Origin of the sequence: Aureimonas glaciei (assembly GCF_014643375.1) — a bacterium.
Lineage (GTDB): Bacteria > Pseudomonadota > Alphaproteobacteria > Rhizobiales > Rhizobiaceae > Plantimonas > Plantimonas glaciei.
The window spans coordinates 332391-349881 of sequence record NZ_BMJJ01000001.1 but is presented as its reverse complement, the minus strand read 5'-3'; the positions used below and the strand labels follow the sequence as shown (position 1 = coordinate 349881).

16 protein-coding genes are annotated in these 17491 nt (G+C 66.0%); 8 read left to right on the top strand and 8 right to left on the bottom strand.

The genetic code is table 11. The features are described from left to right. Positions 1–5: 5 nt before the first annotated feature. Positions 6–1031, top strand: a complete 1026-nt coding sequence (gene cysK / locus IEX88_RS01600) for a cysteine synthase A (protein ID WP_188848805.1) — start codon at positions 6–8, stop codon at positions 1029–1031. Positions 1032–1136: 105 nt separating this feature from the next. Here the strand turns inward: cysK and IEX88_RS01595 are convergent, their stop codons facing one another. Next, positions 1137–2504, bottom strand: coding sequence for a cytochrome P450 (locus IEX88_RS01595; protein ID WP_188848804.1), 1368 nt, complete (start codon positions 2502–2504; stop codon positions 1137–1139). A gap of 79 nt (positions 2505–2583) precedes the next feature. Further along, the gene (locus IEX88_RS01590; protein WP_188848803.1) at positions 2584–2883 is read right to left on the bottom strand and encodes a hypothetical protein; all 300 of its coding nucleotides are present in this window, start codon (positions 2881–2883) and stop codon (positions 2584–2586) included. 211 nt (positions 2884–3094) lie between these two features. On the opposite strand from IEX88_RS01590, the gene gyrB reads away from it, so the two are divergent. Further along, positions 3095–5527: a DNA topoisomerase (ATP-hydrolyzing) subunit B gene (gene gyrB / locus IEX88_RS01585; RefSeq protein ID WP_188848802.1), complete on the top strand. Its 2433-nt coding sequence runs from the start codon at positions 3095–3097 to the stop codon at positions 5525–5527. A 91-nt stretch (positions 5528–5618) separates the two neighbouring features. Next, positions 5619–5783, top strand: a complete 165-nt coding sequence (locus IEX88_RS01580; protein ID WP_188848801.1) for a hypothetical protein — start codon at positions 5619–5621, stop codon at positions 5781–5783. 111 nt (positions 5784–5894) lie between these two features. On the opposite strand, the gene IEX88_RS01575 is transcribed toward IEX88_RS01580, so the two are convergent. Beyond that, on the bottom strand, positions 5895–6725 hold the full coding sequence (locus IEX88_RS01575) for a flagellin (protein WP_188848800.1): 831 nt from the start codon (positions 6723–6725) through the stop codon (positions 5895–5897). 814 nt (positions 6726–7539) lie between these two features. Then, positions 7540–8370 (bottom strand): flagellin, encoded by an 831-nt coding sequence (locus IEX88_RS01570; protein ID WP_188848799.1) that lies wholly within the window; start codon positions 8368–8370, stop codon positions 7540–7542. 265 nt (positions 8371–8635) lie between these two features. On the opposite strand from IEX88_RS01570, the gene IEX88_RS01565 reads away from it, so the two are divergent. Further along, positions 8636–9115 (top strand): hypothetical protein, encoded by a 480-nt coding sequence (locus IEX88_RS01565; RefSeq protein WP_188848798.1) that lies wholly within the window; start codon positions 8636–8638, stop codon positions 9113–9115. A gap of 197 nt (positions 9116–9312) precedes the next feature. Here the strand turns inward: IEX88_RS01565 and IEX88_RS01560 are convergent, their stop codons facing one another. Next, positions 9313–11127 carry a flavin-containing monooxygenase gene (locus tag IEX88_RS01560; RefSeq protein WP_188848797.1) on the bottom strand — a complete coding sequence of 605 codons (1815 nt, stop codon included), beginning with the start codon at positions 11125–11127 and terminating at the stop codon, positions 9313–9315. 380 nt (positions 11128–11507) lie between these two features. Beyond that, a complete protein-coding gene (locus IEX88_RS01555) occupies positions 11508–12509 on the bottom strand; it encodes a 2-hydroxyacid dehydrogenase (protein ID WP_188848796.1) in 1002 nt (333 codons plus the stop codon). Positions 12510–12774: 265 nt separating this feature from the next. On the opposite strand from IEX88_RS01555, the gene IEX88_RS01550 reads away from it, so the two are divergent. Beyond that, the gene (locus IEX88_RS01550) at positions 12775–13239 is read left to right on the top strand and encodes an SH3 domain-containing protein (protein ID WP_244639807.1); all 465 of its coding nucleotides are present in this window, start codon (positions 12775–12777) and stop codon (positions 13237–13239) included. A 208-nt stretch (positions 13240–13447) separates the two neighbouring features. Here the strand turns inward: IEX88_RS01550 and irrA are convergent, their stop codons facing one another. Then, positions 13448–13888: an iron response transcriptional regulator IrrA gene (irrA, locus tag IEX88_RS01545; RefSeq protein WP_188848794.1), complete on the bottom strand. Its 441-nt coding sequence runs from the start codon at positions 13886–13888 to the stop codon at positions 13448–13450. Between the two features lie 111 nt (positions 13889–13999). Further along, complete coding sequence (locus IEX88_RS01540) at positions 14000–14467, bottom strand: hypothetical protein (RefSeq protein WP_188848793.1); 468 nt, start codon at positions 14465–14467, stop codon at positions 14000–14002. A gap of 191 nt (positions 14468–14658) precedes the next feature. On the opposite strand from IEX88_RS01540, the gene fabA reads away from it, so the two are divergent. From fabA to fabI, 3 genes are all read left to right on the top strand, one after another. Continuing rightward, positions 14659–15183, top strand: coding sequence for a 3-hydroxyacyl-[acyl-carrier-protein] dehydratase FabA (gene fabA / locus IEX88_RS01535; RefSeq protein WP_188848792.1), 525 nt, complete (start codon positions 14659–14661; stop codon positions 15181–15183). 67 nt (positions 15184–15250) lie between these two features. Next, positions 15251–16468: a beta-ketoacyl-ACP synthase I gene (gene fabB, locus IEX88_RS01530; RefSeq protein ID WP_188848791.1), complete on the top strand. Its 1218-nt coding sequence runs from the start codon at positions 15251–15253 to the stop codon at positions 16466–16468. Positions 16469–16587: 119 nt separating this feature from the next. Beyond that, on the top strand, positions 16588–17436 hold the full coding sequence (gene fabI / locus IEX88_RS01525; protein ID WP_188848790.1) for an enoyl-ACP reductase FabI: 849 nt from the start codon (positions 16588–16590) through the stop codon (positions 17434–17436). Positions 17437–17491: the final 55 nt, after the last annotated feature.

Sequence of the window (17491 nt, the reverse complement as noted above, 5' to 3'; positions counted from 1 at the left end):
CAGGTATGGACAAGCCAGTGAATGAGACCAAGGCACGCACGCACGGGCGCGGGCGGATCTATGATTCCATCGTCGACACGATCGGCGACACGCCGATCGTGCGCCTCGACAAGCTGGCGCGCGAGAAGGGCGTGAAGGCGAACCTCCTCGCCAAGCTCGAATTCTTCAACCCCACCTCCAGCGTCAAGGACCGCATCGGCGTCGCCATGATCGAGGCGCTGGAGGCGGCCGGCACGATCACGCCGGGCAAAACCACGCTGATCGAGCCGACCTCGGGCAATACCGGCATCGGCCTCGCCTTCGCCGCCGCTGCCAAGGGCTATCAGCTGATCCTCACCATGCCGGAGACGATGTCGGTCGAGCGCCGCAAGATGCTGCGCCTGCTCGGCGCCGAGCTCGTCCTCACCGAGGGCGCCAAGGGCATGAAGGGCGCCATCGCCAAGGCCGAGGAACTCCTGAAGGACATTCCAGGCGCCGTCATCCCGCAGCAGTTCGAGAACGCCGCCAATCCCGAGATCCACCGGGTGACGACGGCCGAGGAGATCTGGAACGATACCGGGGGCAAGGTCGACATCTTCGTTTCCGGCATCGGCACCGGCGGCACCATCACCGGCGCCGGCCAGGTGTTGAAGGCCCGCAATCCCGCCCTGCAGATCATCGCCGTCGAGCCGGAAGCCTCGCCTGTCCTGTCCGGCGGCACGCCCGGACCGCACAAGATCCAGGGCATCGGCGCGGGATTTGCGCCGGGCGTTCTCGACCGCGGGATCTACGACGAGGTGGTGACGGTCGGCAACGACACCGCCTTCGAATACGCCCGGCTCGTCGCCCGGCTCGAGGGCGTGCCGGTCGGCATCTCCTCCGGCGCCGCGCTCGCCGCCGCGATCAAGGTGGGTCTGCGGCCAGAGAACGAGGGCAAGAACATCGTCGTCATCATCCCCTCCTTCGCCGAGCGCTATCTTTCGACGGCCCTGTTCGACGGCCTCGTCGAGGACGAGCCGGTGACCCCGCCGAAAGGCGCGCCGTCGATCTGACGGGCGCTCGCCGCTTGCTTGACCCCGGCGCCGTTGCTCAACGCGGCGCCGGGACAGCTGAGCGGCAGGGCAGCTTCTGTCGCCGTGTCCGGGGAAGGCGCGCGCTCAGCGCCGCGTCACCCGCATCGGAAAACCTCGATCGGGCTGGACGGTGATCTTCTGCATCGGAAACGGCGGCCGCGCGCCGACGAAGTCGAAGCGCAGATGCCGCATCAGCTCGGCGAGGAGGATCACGCCCTCCTGCATGGCGAAACTCTGGCCGATGCAGACGCGCGGACCGACGCCGAAGGGCAGGTACTGGTAGCGGTCGATCGTCCCTCGGTTCTCGGGCATGAAGCGCGCCGGCACGAAGCAAGCGGGATCCTTCCACAGGCCTTCGTGCCGGTGGACGAGCCAGGGCATGACCAGCACCGACGCGCCGGCGGGGATAGCCAGGTCGCCAAAACGGTCGTCTCGAAGCGCCGTCCGGTTGAGCGAGGGGGCCGGCGGGTAGAGGCGCATCGCTTCCTCGAAGACCGCCCGCGTGTGCACCAGCCGGTCGAGCCAGGTGGCCGGATCGTCGCCGAGGCCCGGCAGCAGGGCGTCGAGCTCGGCCTCGACCTTCGCCCGCTCCTCCGGCGCCTGGCTGAGGAGGTACAGCGTCCAGCCCAGCGCCCGCGCCGTGGTCTCGTGGCCGGCGCCGATGAAGGTGATGATGTTGTCCTCGACCTCGGCGCGCGACAGGCCCTCGGCTTCCAGCAGAAGCGTCAGGAAATCGCGCGGCGCGGCATCCGGGTCGCTGGTGACCAGCGCCATGCGGCGGTCGATCGTCGCGCCGATCAGCTGGCGGAAATAGGCCTGCGACCGCCCGGCCATGATCCGCGTCAGCCGCGGCAGGAAGGCCGGGGCATCGAGAAGATCGAGGGGATCCACGCGCCCCATGCGGCCCATGAAGCGCTCCATCGACCGGGCGAATTCCTCGGGCTCGCTGGCGATGTCGTCGGTGAAGAGCGTCGCCTGCAGGACGTCGTAGGTCAGCAGCGTCATCTGGTAGGCGATGTCGGCCCGACCTCCAGGCAGGGCCGTGAGCGTCTCGGCGAATCGCGCCGCCCGGCGCTGCATGACGGGCGCAAACCCCTCGATGTTCCTCGGCGTGAATACCGGCGCCAGCGCCCGGCGGGTGCGCCGCCAGAGTTCACCCTCGGCGGTCAGAAGTCCGTCTCGCATGACCGGGCGCAGAAGGCGCTGGCGCAGCGGCTGCATGGCGTAGTTCTGGGCGTTGTCGACGAGGAGATAGCGGATGGCAGAGGGATCGTTGACGATGATCGTCGGCACCTTCAGCCAGTCGGCGCGCAGGAAGGGCTCGCGATAGGCCCTCTCGCTCCAGATCTGCAGGGGATTTCGCGCCGCCGTATAGATGAATTTGAAAAGCTTCAGCTGCTCCGGCGGGGGCGTGGGCGCGGGGGCGCGAAACGGGACGGGACGCTGGTCCATGCGGGTTCTCCTCTGCCCCGCATATAGGGGTTCGGCCGGCTTTTACCGGCGTCGATCACCGCAGGACAGCCGCGATCGTTCAGTTGCGACGGCCGGACAGGCAACGCTGGTAGGCGCGCTCGCCTGCCATTTCCGCCTGACGGCGGGCCATCAGATTGGAGCCGATGCTGTCGCCGGAATCCCGACTGCCCTCGTACTGGTTGCCCGCAGTCTGCCGGGCATAGGTCCGACAGAAGGCCTCGCTGCCGCGCGGCGCGGGATTGCCGGAGACGCGCGCGCCATAGATCGGCGAGCCGTTGGGATAGCGCGTGCCGTCGGGAACGGCGTTCGTGCAGCCGGCCAGGAGAGCGACGAGGAGGCAAGGGAGGATGGGGCGCATGACGTTCTCCGAAGCGTCTGATTCGACGGGCTAAAGTGCGGATGTCGGCCGCGGGTTCCATCGGCTGGCGGCGCGCCGTCGCCGCGTGGCGGGCGCCAACTTTCCCAACCGGGCGAGGCGACTTGGATTGCCCGGCCGCAATCACTATATTCGTCCGACACATATCGGCGATTCGCTGCAGACGCGCCCTCGCCCGAGCTCAGGGAATTTCATGTCAGATACGGACCAGACGAACCCCGGTGAAATCGCCGAGTACGGCGCCGATTCCATCAAGGTTTTGAAGGGACTGGACGCGGTCCGCAAGCGTCCCGGAATGTATATCGGCGATACCGACGACGGGTCGGGCCTGCACCACATGGTCTACGAAGTCGTCGACAACGCCATCGACGAGGCGCTGGGCGGGCACGCGACGCTCGTCACCGTGACGCTGAACCCGGACGGCTCCTGCACCGTCACCGACAATGGTCGCGGCATTCCGACGGATATCCACACCGGCGAGGGCGTCTCGGCGGCCGAGGTCATCATGACCCAGCTGCATGCCGGCGGAAAGTTCGACCAGAATTCCTACAAGGTCTCCGGCGGCCTGCACGGCGTCGGCGTCTCCGTCGTCAACGCGCTCTCCGCCTGGCTGAAGATGAAGATCCGCCGCAAGGGCCAGATCTTCGAGATGAGCTTTACGCACGGCGTGCCCGATTCGCCTTTGATCGCCACCGGCGACGCCGGCAGCGACACCGGCACCGAAATCACCTTCCAGCCCTCGCAGGAGACCTTTACCAAGGTCGAGTTCGACATCGCGACGCTGGAGCACCGGCTGCGCGAGCTGGCCTTCCTGAATTCCGGCGTGATGATCGTCCTCACCGACCGCCGCCATGTCGACGAAAAGCGCGTCGAGCTGTTCTACGAGGGCGGGCTCGAGGCCTTCGTCCGCTATCTCGACCGCGCCCGCAAGCCGCTGATCAACGACCCCATCGTGCTGCACGGCGAGAAGGACGGCATCGTCGTCGAGGTCGCGATGTGGTGGAACGACTCCTACCAGGACACGGTGCTCTGCTTCACCAACAACATCCCGCAGCGCGATGGTGGCACGCACATGGCGGGCTTCCGCGGCGGGCTGACGCGGCAGGTGACGGGCTATGCCGAAAGCTCCGGCACCCTCAAGCGCGAAAAGGTCCAGCCGACCGGCGACGATTGCCGCGAGGGGCTGACCTGCGTTCTCTCGGTGAAGGTGCCGGATCCGAAATTCTCCTCGCAGACCAAGGACAAGCTCGTCTCCTCCGAGGTCCGCCCGGTGGTCGAGAGCCTCGTCAACGACAAGCTGAAGGAGTGGTTCGAGGAGCACCCCGCCGAAGGCAAGGTCGTCATGGCCAAGGTCGTCGAGGCCGCCGCCGCCCGAGAGGCGGCGCGCAAGGCGCGCGAGCTGACGCGGCGCAAGGGCGCGCTCGACATCTCGTCCCTGCCCGGCAAGCTCGCCGACTGCCAGGAGCGCGATCCCGCCAAATCCGAGATCTTCATCGTCGAGGGTGATTCCGCCGGCGGCTCGGCCAAGGGCGCGCGCTCGCGCCAAAACCAGGCGATCCTGCCGCTGCGCGGCAAGATCCTCAATGTCGAGCGGGCTCGCTTCGACCGCATGCTCGCCTCCGACCAGGTCGGCACGCTGATCACCGCGCTCGGCACCTCGATCGGCAAGGACGAGTTCAACCCGGACAAGGCGCGCTACCACAAGATCATCATCATGACGGACGCCGACGTCGACGGCGCCCATATCCGCACGCTTCTGCTCACCTTCTTCTTCCGGCAGATGCCGGCGCTGATCGAGCGCGGCTACGTCTACATCGCACAGCCGCCGCTGTTCAAAGTCACGCGCGGCAAGCAGTCGCAATATCTCAAGAACGAGAAGGCGATGGAGAACTACCTGATCGAGGGTGGGCTCGACGATGCGACGCTGACGCTGTCGAACGGCGAAGTCAGGGCCGGACGCGACCTGCGCGCCGCCGTCGACGACGCGCTGGCGCTGCGCTCGGTGCTGGCGGGCCTGCACAGCCGCTACGACCGCGCCGTGGTCGAGCAGGCGGCGATCGCCGGCGCGCTGCATCCCGATGTCGCCGACGACAAGGAGAAAGCCACCGCCATCGTCGCCCGGATCGCTGCCCGTCTCGACGAGATCGCCGAGGAAGGCGACGGCCCCTGGTCCGGCGAGATCGACGGCGGCGGCTACCGCTTCACCCGCACCGTGCGAGGCGTCCTGGAAGTGCGCAATGTCGACGCGCCGCTGATCAATTCCGGCGACGCGCTGGCCCTGCACCGGCTCTCGGCCCGGCTCGGCGACGTCTATACCGGCTCGCCCGTGTTGAAGCGCAAGGACACCGAACGCCGGCTTTCCGGCCCGATGGAGCTGCTCACGGCCGTCTTCGACGTCGGCCGCAAGGGCCTGACGCTGCAGCGCTACAAGGGCCTCGGCGAGATGGATCCCGAGCAGCTGTGGGAGACCACGCTCGATCCGGAAGTGCGCTCGCTCTTGCAGGTGAAGATCCAGGACGCCACCGAAGCCGACCTCCTGTTCTCCCGCCTGATGGGCGACGAGGTCGAGCCGCGCCGCGAGTTCATCCAGGACAACGCGTTGCAGGTCGCCAATCTGGACATCTGACGGAGCCTGACTGAGGCGAAAGAGCATCGCCCACTAGATCGGGGCGATGCTCGCTTTCGGCTGCGGTGGACGACGAGCGGGAGGACGAGGAATGGCGGACGATCGCAAAGAGCCGGCGCGGGTAGAGACTACACTGGAGAAGTCCGCGCGCCTGAAGGCCGCGCGCCTCGAGGCCGGGCAGCAGAAGGATCAGCGCATCGAACGCGCGACCCGCAAGGCCGCCGCCCGTCGCAAGGTGCTCGGCGCCAAGCCGTAAACTCTGCCCCTGAAACAGGTGCAGCCCCCGGTGCAAGAGCCGGGGGCTGCGGGTGCCACGAACGATGTCGCGACGGGGAGACGCTGATCGCGTCGTGGCAGACGGGGGTGCTTACTGGAAGAGGCGCAGGATGTTCTGGCTCGACGAGTTGGTGATGGCGAGCGCCTGGTAGGCGAGCTGCTGCTTCACCTGGAGGGCGGTGAGCTTGGCCGACTCTTCTTCCATGTCGGCGTCGACGATCGAGCTCAGGGCCGAAGACTTGATGTCGTTCAGAGTGTTGAGGAAGTCGAGTTGGCTTTCCAAGCCGGCGGAGAAGCTCGAGAGCGTGGCCTGATAGCCGGTCAGAAAATTCGTTGCCGCAGCGACGTCCAAAACCTCCAAGTTGTCATTGTCCGACGCACCGGTGAGATCGTCGATCGCTTCCGTCAATGTAAAGAGGGCGCCCGTCGTTTTGACATTGAGCGTCGTCACTGCGATTGTCGCGGTGGTATCAGAGCCGATCTTTACCGTCTGCTCTGCCGGGGCTCCCGACAGGTAGTTGGCGGTCTGAAAGCCAGAGCCCGCGATGACAGCGGTGATCTGCGTATTCAAAGACTGCAACTCCGACAAGGTGCTCGCGCTGAGGACGGCATCGTCGGCTCCGGCTTTAGCGGTGGTCGTCAGTACCTTGACCTGATCCAGAAGCTTCGTGATCTGATCGATGCCGGCGACAGCGGCATCGGCCTTTGCCTTGGCGACAGAAATTCCGGCGGTGAGCGAGTCCTGCGTCTTGATGTCTGCGCGAATGCTCTGCGCGGTGGCCCACTGTGCCGAGCCGTCCGAAGCGCCATTGATCTTGAGGCCGGTGCCGATGCGCGTCTGGGCCGTCGTCATGTCGTTGTTCGTCTGACGGAGCGAGGCGAGGACGAAGGAGTTCGCTGCGGTGTTGTTGATCGAGACCATGTTCATTTTCCCCGTAATGCTGTGAACTGTTGTTCTTTGCTTGCAGGAATGGTTGTAAGCCCGGTTTATAACCTTCTCAGTCCAAAATTGATTACACTTTTATCGAGATCGGCTGATGGTCAACGCCATTGATTACTTGGTTGATCGACTATGGAAGCGAATGTCAGGTTTTGCAGGGCTTTTTAAACCCACGCTTAACCACGGGGAATCGACATTCGCTTGAAGACAGGGCCGTCTCGGCGAGGCTCAGGAAGATTGTGGGTGCGGACGAGCGGATCGTCATGCACGATCGGATGCCATGCGGCCAAGCGATGGAAAGCCGACAGGCTGGACCATGAAACCGAGTCGGTCGAGCCCGCGGTGGCTGCGTCGGCAAGGGCTGACTTGCCTGAACCGCGCCTTCGATGTCGAATATTTCAGACCGTTACCCGATTGGGGGTCGATTGCTCGGCGACGGCGCCTGGCGGCGTCCCAAAGCATGGACGATCGCCCCGGACGGGCGCGTGACCGTCGGCAAATGCCGGGCCGCCGGCGTTGAGATCAGCGCGGGCACGATGGGCAGTGGCGTCCCAGGCGAGCAGGACGGCGCGACGGTGACTCCCGCATGGACGGCTCAGACCAGACCCGCGCGGCTCTTTCCGCGGGAACGAACCGGTCTTGATCCACTTGCCCCGGATCTATGCCTGATCCTCGCGTCGTCACGTGCCTGGTCCACAAACAGGTGCAGCCCCCGGTGCAAGAGCCGGGGGCTGCGGGTGCCACGAACGATGTCGCGACGGGGAGACGCTGATCGCGTCGTGGCAGACGGGGGTGCTTACTGGAAGAGGCGCAGGATGTTCTGGCTCGACGAGTTGGTGATGGCGAGCGCCTGGTAGGCGAGCTGCTGCTTCACCTGGAGGGCGGTGAGCTTGGCCGACTCTTCTTCCATGTCGGCGTCGACGATCGAGCTCAGGGCCGAAGACTTGATGTCGTTCAGAGTGTTGAGGAAGTCGAGCTGGCTTTCCAGACCGGCCGAGAAGCTGGACAGCGTGGTCTGATAGCCCGTCAGGAAATCCGTCGCCGCAGTGACGTCCAGCGCCACAACGGCGGCATTGGTTGACGTCCCGTCCATCGCCGTAATCGCTGCAGTCAGCGTATTCAGGGCACCGGTCGTGCTGACGTTCAGCGTGGCGACCGACATCGTCGCGAGGGTGTCGGAACCGATTTTGACGGACTGGGGTCCTGCGGTTCCCGAGAGATAATTGGCGCTCTGAAAGCCCGAACCCGCGATGACAGCGGCGATCTGCGTATTCAAGGACTTCAGCTCGGACAAGGTGCTTGCGCTGAGGACGGTGGCGCCGGTTCCGGCTGCAGCGGTGGTCTTCAGCTCCTTCACCTGATCCAGAAGCTTCGTAATCTGATCGATGCCGGCGACGGCAGCATCGACCTTGCCCTTGGCGATGGAAATTCCGGAGGTGAGCGAGTCCTGCGTCTTGATGTCGGCGCGGATGCTCTGCGCGGTGGCCCACAGTGCCGAGCCGTCCGAAGCGCCATTGATCTTGAGGCCGGTGCCGATGCGCGTCTGGGCCGTCGTCATGTCGTTGTTCGTCTGACGGAGCGAGGCGAGGACGAAGGAGTTCGCTGCGGTGTTGTTGATCGAGACCATGTTCATTTTCCCCGTGATGCTGTGAACTGTTGTTCGTTGCTTGCAGGGATCGTTGTAAGCCCGGTTTATAACCTTCTCAGTCCAAAATTGATTACACTTTTATCGAGATCGGCTGATCGTCAATGCCATTGATTACTTGGTTGATCGACTATTGAAGTGAATGTCAGGTTTTGCAGGGCTTTTTAAACCCTTGCTTAACCACGGGGAATCGACAATCGCGCGTGACGACAGGGCCGCTGTGGCGGCGCCCAGGGAGATTCAGGCTGTGGACGAGACGACATCACCGGCCGGCGGCGATCTACAGATGACGCTGAAGGTGGCCGAGCCCGCGCGCGATACCATGGTGGAAATCGCCGCGATGATGCGCAGCGACCCCGCCTTCCTCCTGCGGCTGCGCAACTTCGTCGAAGACGCCCAGCGCCCGACACTCGCTTCCGCCTTCGACCGGCTGGCGGAGCGGCTGGAGACGATCGAGCGTCACATGGTGACGCTGACGAAGGATGTGCGCGCGGTGAAGACGAAGGTCGCCGACGGCAAGCTGCCGGTCTGGACGACGGGCCAGGGCGCCAATCCCCGGCTGACCGTCGAGGGCGAGGCGGAAGCCGCGCGGCTGATCGACCAGGGCCTCACCGACACCGACGTAGCGCTGCGCATCGGCGTCAGCGTCACCACCATCCGCAAGAGGCGCCGCGACCTCGACCGGACGGAGTTCGAGGCGTCGCTGAAGTCCGGCCTGCGCCAGTAGGGGCCGAGCCATCAGGGAGGAAAGGCGGGCAAGTCCGTATTCGCCAGCGTCGCTTTAAGCCGCGACGCCCTCGCCCGTAGCCGCAAGACGCGCCCCTGGTACTGGCGCGCCGTAGCGGCCAGACCCGCCCACGGCGGCCCGGAGGCCGCGACGGGGAGCCTGAGCCGCGCTCCTCGCCTTCATGCCTCTCCGAGGCCTCAGCCTTTGTGAAAACTCTCCTGCAGCCCGTAGACGGGCGTCGGGATGCCTTCTTGGCGGGCCTTCAGCTGCAGCGCCAGGAACTGCGAGTAGTGACGGGATTGGTGCAGGTTGCCGCCGTGGAACCAGAGGTTTTCCACCTGCGTCGGCTTCCACATGTTGCGCTGCTCTCCCTCCCAGGGTCCCGGGTCTTTGGGCGTATCGGAGCCGAGGCCCCAGCATTTGCCCACTCTGTCCGCCGTCTCGCGGTCGATGAGGTCCGCGACCCAGCCGTTCATCGAGCCGTAGCCGGTGGCGTAGACGATGAGATCGGCTGGAAGGTGCGTGCCGTCCTTGAGGAGCACGCCGTCCTCGGTGATCTCCTCGACGTCGCTGCCGCTCTTCAGCTTGATCTTGCCGTCGATGATGAGCTGGCTGGCGCCGACGTCGATGTAGTAGCCCGAGCCGCGCCGCAGATACTTCATGAACAGGCCGGAGCCGTCGGCGCCCCAGTCGAGCATGAAGCCGGCCTTCTCGAGGTCCGCGTAGAACTGCGCATCGCGCTCGCGGATCGCGTCGTAGACCGGGATCTGGAACGTGTGGAGGATGCGGTAGGGCAGCGAGGCGAAGATGAGGTCGGCCTTGGCCGTGGTCACGCCGTTCGCCAGCGCCTGTTCCGAATAGAGCGCGCCGAGGCCGAGCTCCATCAGCGAGTCCGACTTGACGATGTGCGTCGAGGACCGCTGTACCATGGTGACGTCGGCCCCTGCCTCCCAGAGCGCGGCGCAGATGTCGTGCGCGGAATTGTTGGAGCCGATGACCACCACGCGCTTGTCCTTCCAAGCGTCGGGGCCGGGATGCTGCGAGGAATGGTGCTGCTCGCCCTTGAAGCGCTCCATGCCGGGAAAACTCGGCCAGTTCGCCTTCGCCGACATGCCGGTGGCGAAGACCAGCTGCTTTGGCCGCAGCACGATCTCCTTCCCGTCCCGCTCGACGGTGACGGCCCAGGTCTTCGTCGCCTCGTCGAATTTGGCGCTCTTGGCCTCGGTCGAGCTCCAGTAGTTGAGCTCCATCACCTTGGCGTACATTTCCAGCCAGTCGCCGATCTTGTCCTTCGGGGCGAAGACCGGCCAGTTCTTAGGGAAGTCGATATAGGGGAGATGGTCGTACCAGACGGGATCATGCAGGCAGAGCGACTTGTAGCGCTTGCGCCAGCTGTCGCCGGCCCGGGCGTTCTTCTCGACGATGATGGTCGGCACGCCGAGCTGGCGGAGCCGCGCGCCGAGCGCGATGCCGCCCTGGCCGCCGCCGATGATGACCACCTCGGGCTGCGTCGCGTGGCCGAGCTCCTCGGCCTCCTGCTGGCGCTTCTCCAGCCAGCTCTTGCGGTCCTTCGCCGCGCCGTGCTCGGCGCCCATCGGCCGCCGCTCGCCCGAGGGCTCCTCGAAACCTTTCAGCTCGGTCATGGTGGTGAGAAAGGTCCAGGCCTTGCCGTCCTTCAGCCGGAGATGGCCGCGGCCGCGCGCGACTTCGGTCTCGAAGGTGAACCAGCTCTCGGTGACCCCACCGGCCTCCGTCGGCTCCTCCTCGATGCGAAAGTTTCGCGGCCGTACATGCGGGAGCACCGCTCGCAGCATGTCGCGGACACCGTCCGGCCCCTCCACGGTCTTGATGTTCCAGGTGAAGGCGACGAGGTCGCGCCAGTAGCTTTCCTCGCCGAAGAGCGCCGCTGCCGCGCCGGCCTCGCCGGCGGCACACACCGCCTCGAAGCGTTTCAGCCAGGTCTCCACCGTGCCGCGCGCCATCGTCTGCGGCCGTTCCAGCGTCTCGCTCATCCCGTTTCTCCCCGCTCGGTGCCGGGGAGGAGAATGAGCAAGGGGAGCGGGGCTTGTCTATCATGCGGGTGCGAAACGCAGGTGCAGCAAGGGGCGGGATGGGACGATGTTTCCCGCTCCTCCGGGTGGCGGAGGCGTTTCCTGATGCGCTTTGTTGCTCGACCGCCTCGGCATGGGTTCTCGGGTCAAGCCCGAGAATGACTATTCTGAGCCGGAGAGCGAGTCTCCCGGCCACGGAGTGCTTTTTCGCGGGTACCCGTGGCCACAAGCGGCAAGGCCCAAACCATAGTCATTCTCGGGCTTGACCCGAGAACCCATACCGAGAACGGCGACGCCGCACTCCGGGTCCCGAAGCACGCGTTCGCCCAGGCAAAAAAGCCCTACCCCTGCCCCGGCAGGATCCGGTCCGGCGGCCTGTGCCCGTCCATGAGGGTGCGGATGTTGATGATCACCTTCTCGCCCATGTCGATGCGCGCCTCGATCGTCGCCGAGCCCATATGCGGCAACAGCACGACGCGGTGCTCCTCGGCGAGCTTCATCAGCCGCCGGTCGATCGCCGGTTCGCCCTCGAAGACGTCGAGGCCGGCGCCGGCGATGCGGCCTTCCTCGATGAGCTTCACCAGCGCCTGCTGATCGATGATCTCACCGCGGGCAATGTTGACGATGAAGGCCTGCGCCGGCATCAACGCCAGCCGCCGCGCCGACAGGAGATGGTAGGTCGCCGGCGTCGAGGGGCAGTTGACCGAGACGATGTCCATGCGGGCGAGCATCTGGTCGAGGCTGTCCCAGTAGGTGGCGCCGAGCTCGGCTTCCGTCTTCGGGCTGACGCGGTGGCGGTTGTGGTAATGGATCTCGAGGCCGAAGGCTTTCGCCCGCCGCGCGACCGCGGTGCCGATGCGGCCCATGCCGACGATGCCGAGCTTCTTGCCGGTGAGGCGGCGGCCGAGCATCCAGGTCGGCGACCAGCCGGCCCAGCGCTCGCCGGAGATCAGTCGGCTGCCGCCCTCGACCAGGCGCCGCGGGACGGCGAGAATCAGCGCCATGGTCATGTCGGCGGTGTCCTCGTTGAGGACGTTCGGCGTGTTGGTGACGAAGATGCCGCGGGCATGCGCCGCCTCGACATCGATGTTGTCGACGCCATTGCCGAAATTGGCGATCAGCTTCAGCTGATTGCCGGCCTGAGCGATCATCGAGCGGTCGATCCGGTCGGTGACGGTGGGCACCAGCACGTCGACCCGGCGCATCGCCGCCACCAGCTCGGGCTGGGTCATCGGCACGTCGCCAGCATTGAGGCTGACGTCGAAGAGTTCGCCCATCCGCTGCTCGATCGGCTGGGGCAGCCGGCGCGTGATCGCGACGACAGGCTTCTTCCTCTCCGTCACGCCGATCCCCTTCTGAGGCTGTTTCGCAAGGGCTTGTTAACCTAGACGCGCGATGATCGGCGCATCGAGAACGACCGTCCATAGCAAGCAGCGAACCGAAAAACAAAGCGTTCCGGATTGTCCTCCCGGTCCGCCGCCCTTGGCTGGCCGCCAGCGCCCTTTTCTGCCGTCCCCTTCCAGTCTGGAGTATCCCGTGCGCAGCGCATTTCGTGGCCTCGCCCTTGCCGGCATCGCGTCGCTCCTGGCCTGCCTCTGGCAGCCGGCCGTGGCGCAGGAGACCGGGTCGATCACCGGCACCTATTCCAAGCTGGCGCTGCCGCGCTTCGTCTCGCTGAAATCGGCCCGCGTCAATCTGCGCGTCGGCCCCGGCAAGGACTATGCCGTCTCCTGGCTTTACATGAAGCCCGGCCTGCCCGTTGAAATCGTCCAGGAATACGAGCTCTGGCGCCGCATCCGCGACAGCGAGGGCACCGAGGGCTGGGTCTACCATTCGCTGCTGTCGGGCGAGCGCACGGCGATCGCCGCGCCCTGGCTGAAGGGCAAGAGCACAACGATCGACCTGCACCAGTCCGCCGCGACGGATGCGGCTCTCGTCGCCCAGCTCGAGCCGGGCGTCGTCACCAAGGTCGACGAATGCGGCCTCGGCTGGTGCAAGGTCGAGGTGTCCGGACGCCTGGGCTATCTCCGCCAGAACGACATCTGGGGCGTCTATCCCGACGAGCGCCTGTAGGCGGCGCGATTGCGGCAGCGCCGAAAGGCGCGCGCTCTCTTCAAGACGGCAGAAACAAAAAAGGACGGACAAGCGCAGGCTTGTCCGTCCTTTTCATTGGTAGCCAGGTCATTCGTAGCCAGGTCATTCGCGGACGGGGCCATCGTCTCGGCCGGGTTCCCACCAACCCGAAACCGCCGTCCCTCGGTGGCCTCCCATGCAACAGCGATCAGGCGGCGGGGGCGGCAGCCTTGCGGCGCAGGCGCACGACGACGTCGACATTGACGATCTCCATGCCCTCGGGCGGCTCCGGCAGCTGATGAAGCCGCAGTCCCTCGCCGGGAATGTCGATCATCTGGTTTTCTTCCTCGATGAAGAAATGGTGATGATCGGACGTGTTGGTGTCGAAATAGGTGCGCTGGCCCTCGCCGGTCAGCGGCCGGATGATGCCGACATCGGTGAACTGGTGCAGCGTGTTGTAGACAGTGGCGAGCGACACGGGCTCGCCGGCGCGATGGGCCTCGGCGTAGAGCTCCTCGGCCGACAAATGCCGGTCGCCCGAACCGAAGATCAGGTTGCACAGCGCCACGCGCTGGCGCGTCGGACGCAAGCCCGCGGCGCGAAGGCGCTCAAAGACGCAATATGAATTCAACCGGGCCCGATTTTCCATCGTCTCCCCCACTCTACCGACCAACTGATCATCTCACTCCTTCTTTAACGGAATGACGAAGGTCCGTGCAAGACTTAGTGATGGGCGGTGCCGGTCGCAATGCCGCGGCCTCTAGGCGCCGCAGCCGCCGTCGAGGGCGGCGAGGGCCTTGCCCGAGCCGCGCAGCGGCAGGCGGTAGCGGCCGCGCGGCGTCGACACCTCCGCCACCGCCCCGCTCTTCAACGCCGCGATCAGCGGGGCAAAGGTCTCGAAGGCGGCGGTCCGCACGAGCGCCGCGTCGCCCCCATCGGCGGAACCCGGCCGTGCCACCCCGACGAAAGCGGTGTCGTCGACCGCGATGACGACGGTGTAGTCGCCGTCGCGCGGCAGCCCGGACCCGCCGGCCACGACCACCGCCAGCCGCCCGCCCCCCGCGCAGCGCAGCAGCAAGGCCGGCGTGCGGTCGCCCAGAAAATAGCCGGCGCCCCGCGCCGGACCGGTCTCGCCCGTCCAGCCCGCCGCCGCGCCGACGGCCGGCTGGATCAGGGCGCCGGCCAGAAGAAGGGCCAGCATCCCGACGCGCCTGGTGCTGATGATCATGGGCGGCCCCCGGCTAAAATCCGTGCCGCGGCGGCGGCGCAGGCTGACAATTCGGCACCGGGACCCTAGCTTTCCCCCCGGCGGGCGACAAGCACGGGTAGACCGAATGGCGACGCACGGGTTTGTCTCGGGCCCGACCCGTGCTAAGGGCGACGCCGAAACCGGCGGCGACCGGACGGGTTTGGATGATCATGGCACCTGGCAAAGCGCACTACGACTACGACGAACTGATCAGCTGCGGCCACGGCCAGCTGTTCGGCCCTGGCAACGCGCAGCTTCCGCTGCCGCCGATGCTGATGTTCAACCGCATCACCGAGGTGACCACCGACGGTGGCCAGTTCGGCAAGGGCTCGATCAAGGCCGAGTTCGACGTCGATCCCGATCTCTGGTTCTTCAAGTGCCATTTCGAGGGCGATCCGGTGATGCCGGGCTGCCTCGGGCTCGACGCGCTCTGGCAGCTCACCGGCTTCTATCTCGGCTGGCTCGGCGAGCCGGGCCGCGGCCGGGCGCTCGGCGTCGGCGAGGTGAAGTTCACCGGCCAGGTGACGCCGAAGGTCAAGCTCGTGGAATACGGCGTCGAGTTCAAGCGGGTGATGCGCTCGCGCCTGAAGCTCGGCATCGCCGAGGGCTGGATGAAAGCCGACGGCGAGGTCATCTATACGGCCAGCAGCCTGAGGGTCGGCCTGTTCTCGGACGAAGAGCCCGTCGTCGAATAAAGGCCGCGCGGGCAGCGCCAAACCCGCGGCCTGAGCCGCGGGAGCAAAATCTTTTGGAGGAAGTGCGATGAGACGTGTCGTGGTCACCGGAATGGGGATCGTGTCGTCGATCGGCAACGATGTCGGAGAAGTCCTGGAATCGCTGATGGAGGCCCGCTCGGGCGTCTCCTTCGCCGAGGACTATGCCAGCCATGGCTTCAAGTGCCAGGTGCAGGGCGAGCCGCGGCTCGATCCCTTCGCCGTGCTCGACCGCCGGACCGCGCGCTTCATGAGCAAGGGCACGGCCTGGAACTACATCGCCATGGACCAGGCGATCAAGGATTCCGGCCTCGAAGAGTCCGACATCGTCAATCCGCGCACCGGCATCATCATGGGCTCGGGCGGCCCGTCGACGCGCATCATCGTGGAAGCTGCCGCGATCACCGAAAAGGGCGGCCCGCGCCGCATCGGCCCGACGGCCGTGCCGAAGGCGATGAGCTCGACCGCCTCGGCCGTGCTCGCCACCCAGTTCAAGATCAAGGGCGTGAACTACTCGATCTCGTCGGCCTGCGCGACGTCGAACCATTGCATCGGCAATGCCTACGAGACGATCCAGATCGGCAAGCAGGACATCATCTTCGCCGGCGGCTCGGAAGATCTCGACTGGACCATGTCGAACCTCTTCGACGCGATGGGCGCCATGTCGTCGAACTTCAACGACAAGCCGACCTCCGCCAGCCGCGCCTACGACAAGGACCGCGACGGGTTTGTCATCGCCGGCGGCGCGGGCGTCCTCGTGCTCGAGGAATACGAGCACGCCAAGGCGCGCGGGGCGAAAATCCTCGCCGAGATCGTCGGCTACGGCGCGACCTCGGACGGCCACGACATGGTCGCCCCGTCGGGCGAGGGCGCGGCGCGCTGCATGCGCATGGCGCTCGAGACCGTCGACACCCCGATCGACTACATCAACCCGCATGCCACCTCGACGCCGGTCGGCGACAAGATGGAGATCCAGGCGATCCGCGAAGTGTTCGGCGACAAGATCCCGGCGATCTCGGCGACGAAGTCGCTGACCGGCCATTCGCTGGGCGCCACGGGCGTGCAGGAGGCGATCTACTCGATCCTGATGATGCAGAACGACTTCATCGTGAAGTCCGCCCACATCGACGAGATCGATCCGGAATTCGCCGACCTGCCGATCGCCCGGGAGCGCATCGACAATGCCGGCCTCAACACCGTCCTGTCGAACTCCTTCGGCTTCGGCGGCACGAATGCGACTCTCGTCTTCCGGCGGGTGAACGGCTGAGGCCACCGAAGCGGTAACAGCCCGATACATGACGTGTCATCAGCGGCTTGCCCGATATGCTATGGCCCGCAGACGAGGCGGGAAGCCATGACGGACAAGACAAGCGAAGGGAATGCTCGATGGGCGATCTGATGAAGGGCAAGCGCGGCCTGGTGATGGGCGTGGCCAACCACAACTCCATCGCCTGGGGCGCCGCCAAGGCCCTGTCGAACCAGGGCGCGGAGATCGCCCTGACCTATCAGGGCGAGGCTTTCGGCAAGCGGGTGAGACCGCTCGCCGAGGAGATCGGCTCGACGCTCTTGATGGACTGCGACGTCGAGGACATTGCCTCGGTCGACCGGGTGTTCGAGACGCTGAAGGCGGAATGGGGCACGATCGACTTCCTCGTCCACGCCCTCGCCTTCTCCGACAAGAACGAGCTGAAGGGCCTCTACGCCGACACCTCGCGCGACAATTTTGCGCGCACCATGCTGATCTCCTGCTTCTCCTTCACGGAAATCACGCGGCGGGCGACCGACATCATGACCTCGGGCGGCTCGCTCTTGACGCTGACCTATGGCGGCGCGACGCGCGTGATGCCGAACTACAACGTCATGGGCGTCGCCAAGGCGGCGCTGGAGGCCTCGGTGCGGTATCTCGCCGCCGACTACGGTCCGCGCAATATCCGCGTCAACGCCGTCTCGGCGGGCCCGGTGCGCACGCTCGCCGGTGCCGGCGTCTCGGATGCCAGGCTGATGCTGAACTACCAGCGCAAGAATGCGCCGCTCCGGCGCAGCGTCTCGGTCGACGAGGTCGGCGGCTCGATCCTCTATCTCCTGTCGGACCTCGCCAATGGCGTCACCGGCGAGATCCACTATGTCGATTCCGGCTACAGCATCATGTCAATGCCGGCGCTCGACGAATTGAAGACGCAGGAGCGGCGCGCAGCGAGCCTCGGCGACGATCCGCTCGCCGAAGCGGCGAAGTAGGCAGCGCGCCCTTCGCAACGGATGCGCGCGTCCTGGAGGCCCCCAGAGGGGCCCC

Bases quoted from the DNA above. Each gene is read 5' to 3' on its own strand.
- IEX88_RS01580 (WP_188848801.1), top strand. From the start codon at position 5,619: ATGGCGGACGATCGCAAAGAGCCGGCGCGGGTAGAGACTACACTGGAG.
- cysK (WP_188848805.1), top strand. From the start codon at position 6: ATGGACAAGCCAGTGAATGAGACCAAGGCACGCACGCACGGGCGCGGG.
- IEX88_RS01540 (WP_188848793.1), bottom strand. From the start codon at position 14,467: ATGATCATCAGCACCAGGCGCGTCGGGATGCTGGCCCTTCTTCTGGCC.
- IEX88_RS01595 (WP_188848804.1), bottom strand. From the start codon at position 2,504: ATGGACCAGCGTCCCGTCCCGTTTCGCGCCCCCGCGCCCACGCCCCCG.
- fabB (WP_188848791.1), top strand. From the start codon at position 15,251: ATGAGACGTGTCGTGGTCACCGGAATGGGGATCGTGTCGTCGATCGGC.
- IEX88_RS01570 (WP_188848799.1), bottom strand. From the start codon at position 8,370: ATGGTCTCGATCAACAACACCGCAGCGAACTCCTTCGTCCTCGCCTCG.
- fabI (WP_188848790.1), top strand. From the start codon at position 16,588: ATGGGCGATCTGATGAAGGGCAAGCGCGGCCTGGTGATGGGCGTGGCC.
- gyrB (WP_188848802.1), top strand. From the start codon at position 3,095: ATGTCAGATACGGACCAGACGAACCCCGGTGAAATCGCCGAGTACGGC.
- irrA (WP_188848794.1), bottom strand. From the start codon at position 13,888: ATGGAAAATCGGGCCCGGTTGAATTCATATTGCGTCTTTGAGCGCCTT.
- IEX88_RS01590 (WP_188848803.1), bottom strand. From the start codon at position 2,883: ATGCGCCCCATCCTCCCTTGCCTCCTCGTCGCTCTCCTGGCCGGCTGC.
- IEX88_RS01575 (WP_188848800.1), bottom strand. From the start codon at position 6,725: ATGGTCTCGATCAACAACACCGCAGCGAACTCCTTCGTCCTCGCCTCG.
- fabA (WP_188848792.1), top strand. From the start codon at position 14,659: ATGGCACCTGGCAAAGCGCACTACGACTACGACGAACTGATCAGCTGC.
- IEX88_RS01560 (WP_188848797.1), bottom strand. From the start codon at position 11,127: ATGAGCGAGACGCTGGAACGGCCGCAGACGATGGCGCGCGGCACGGTG.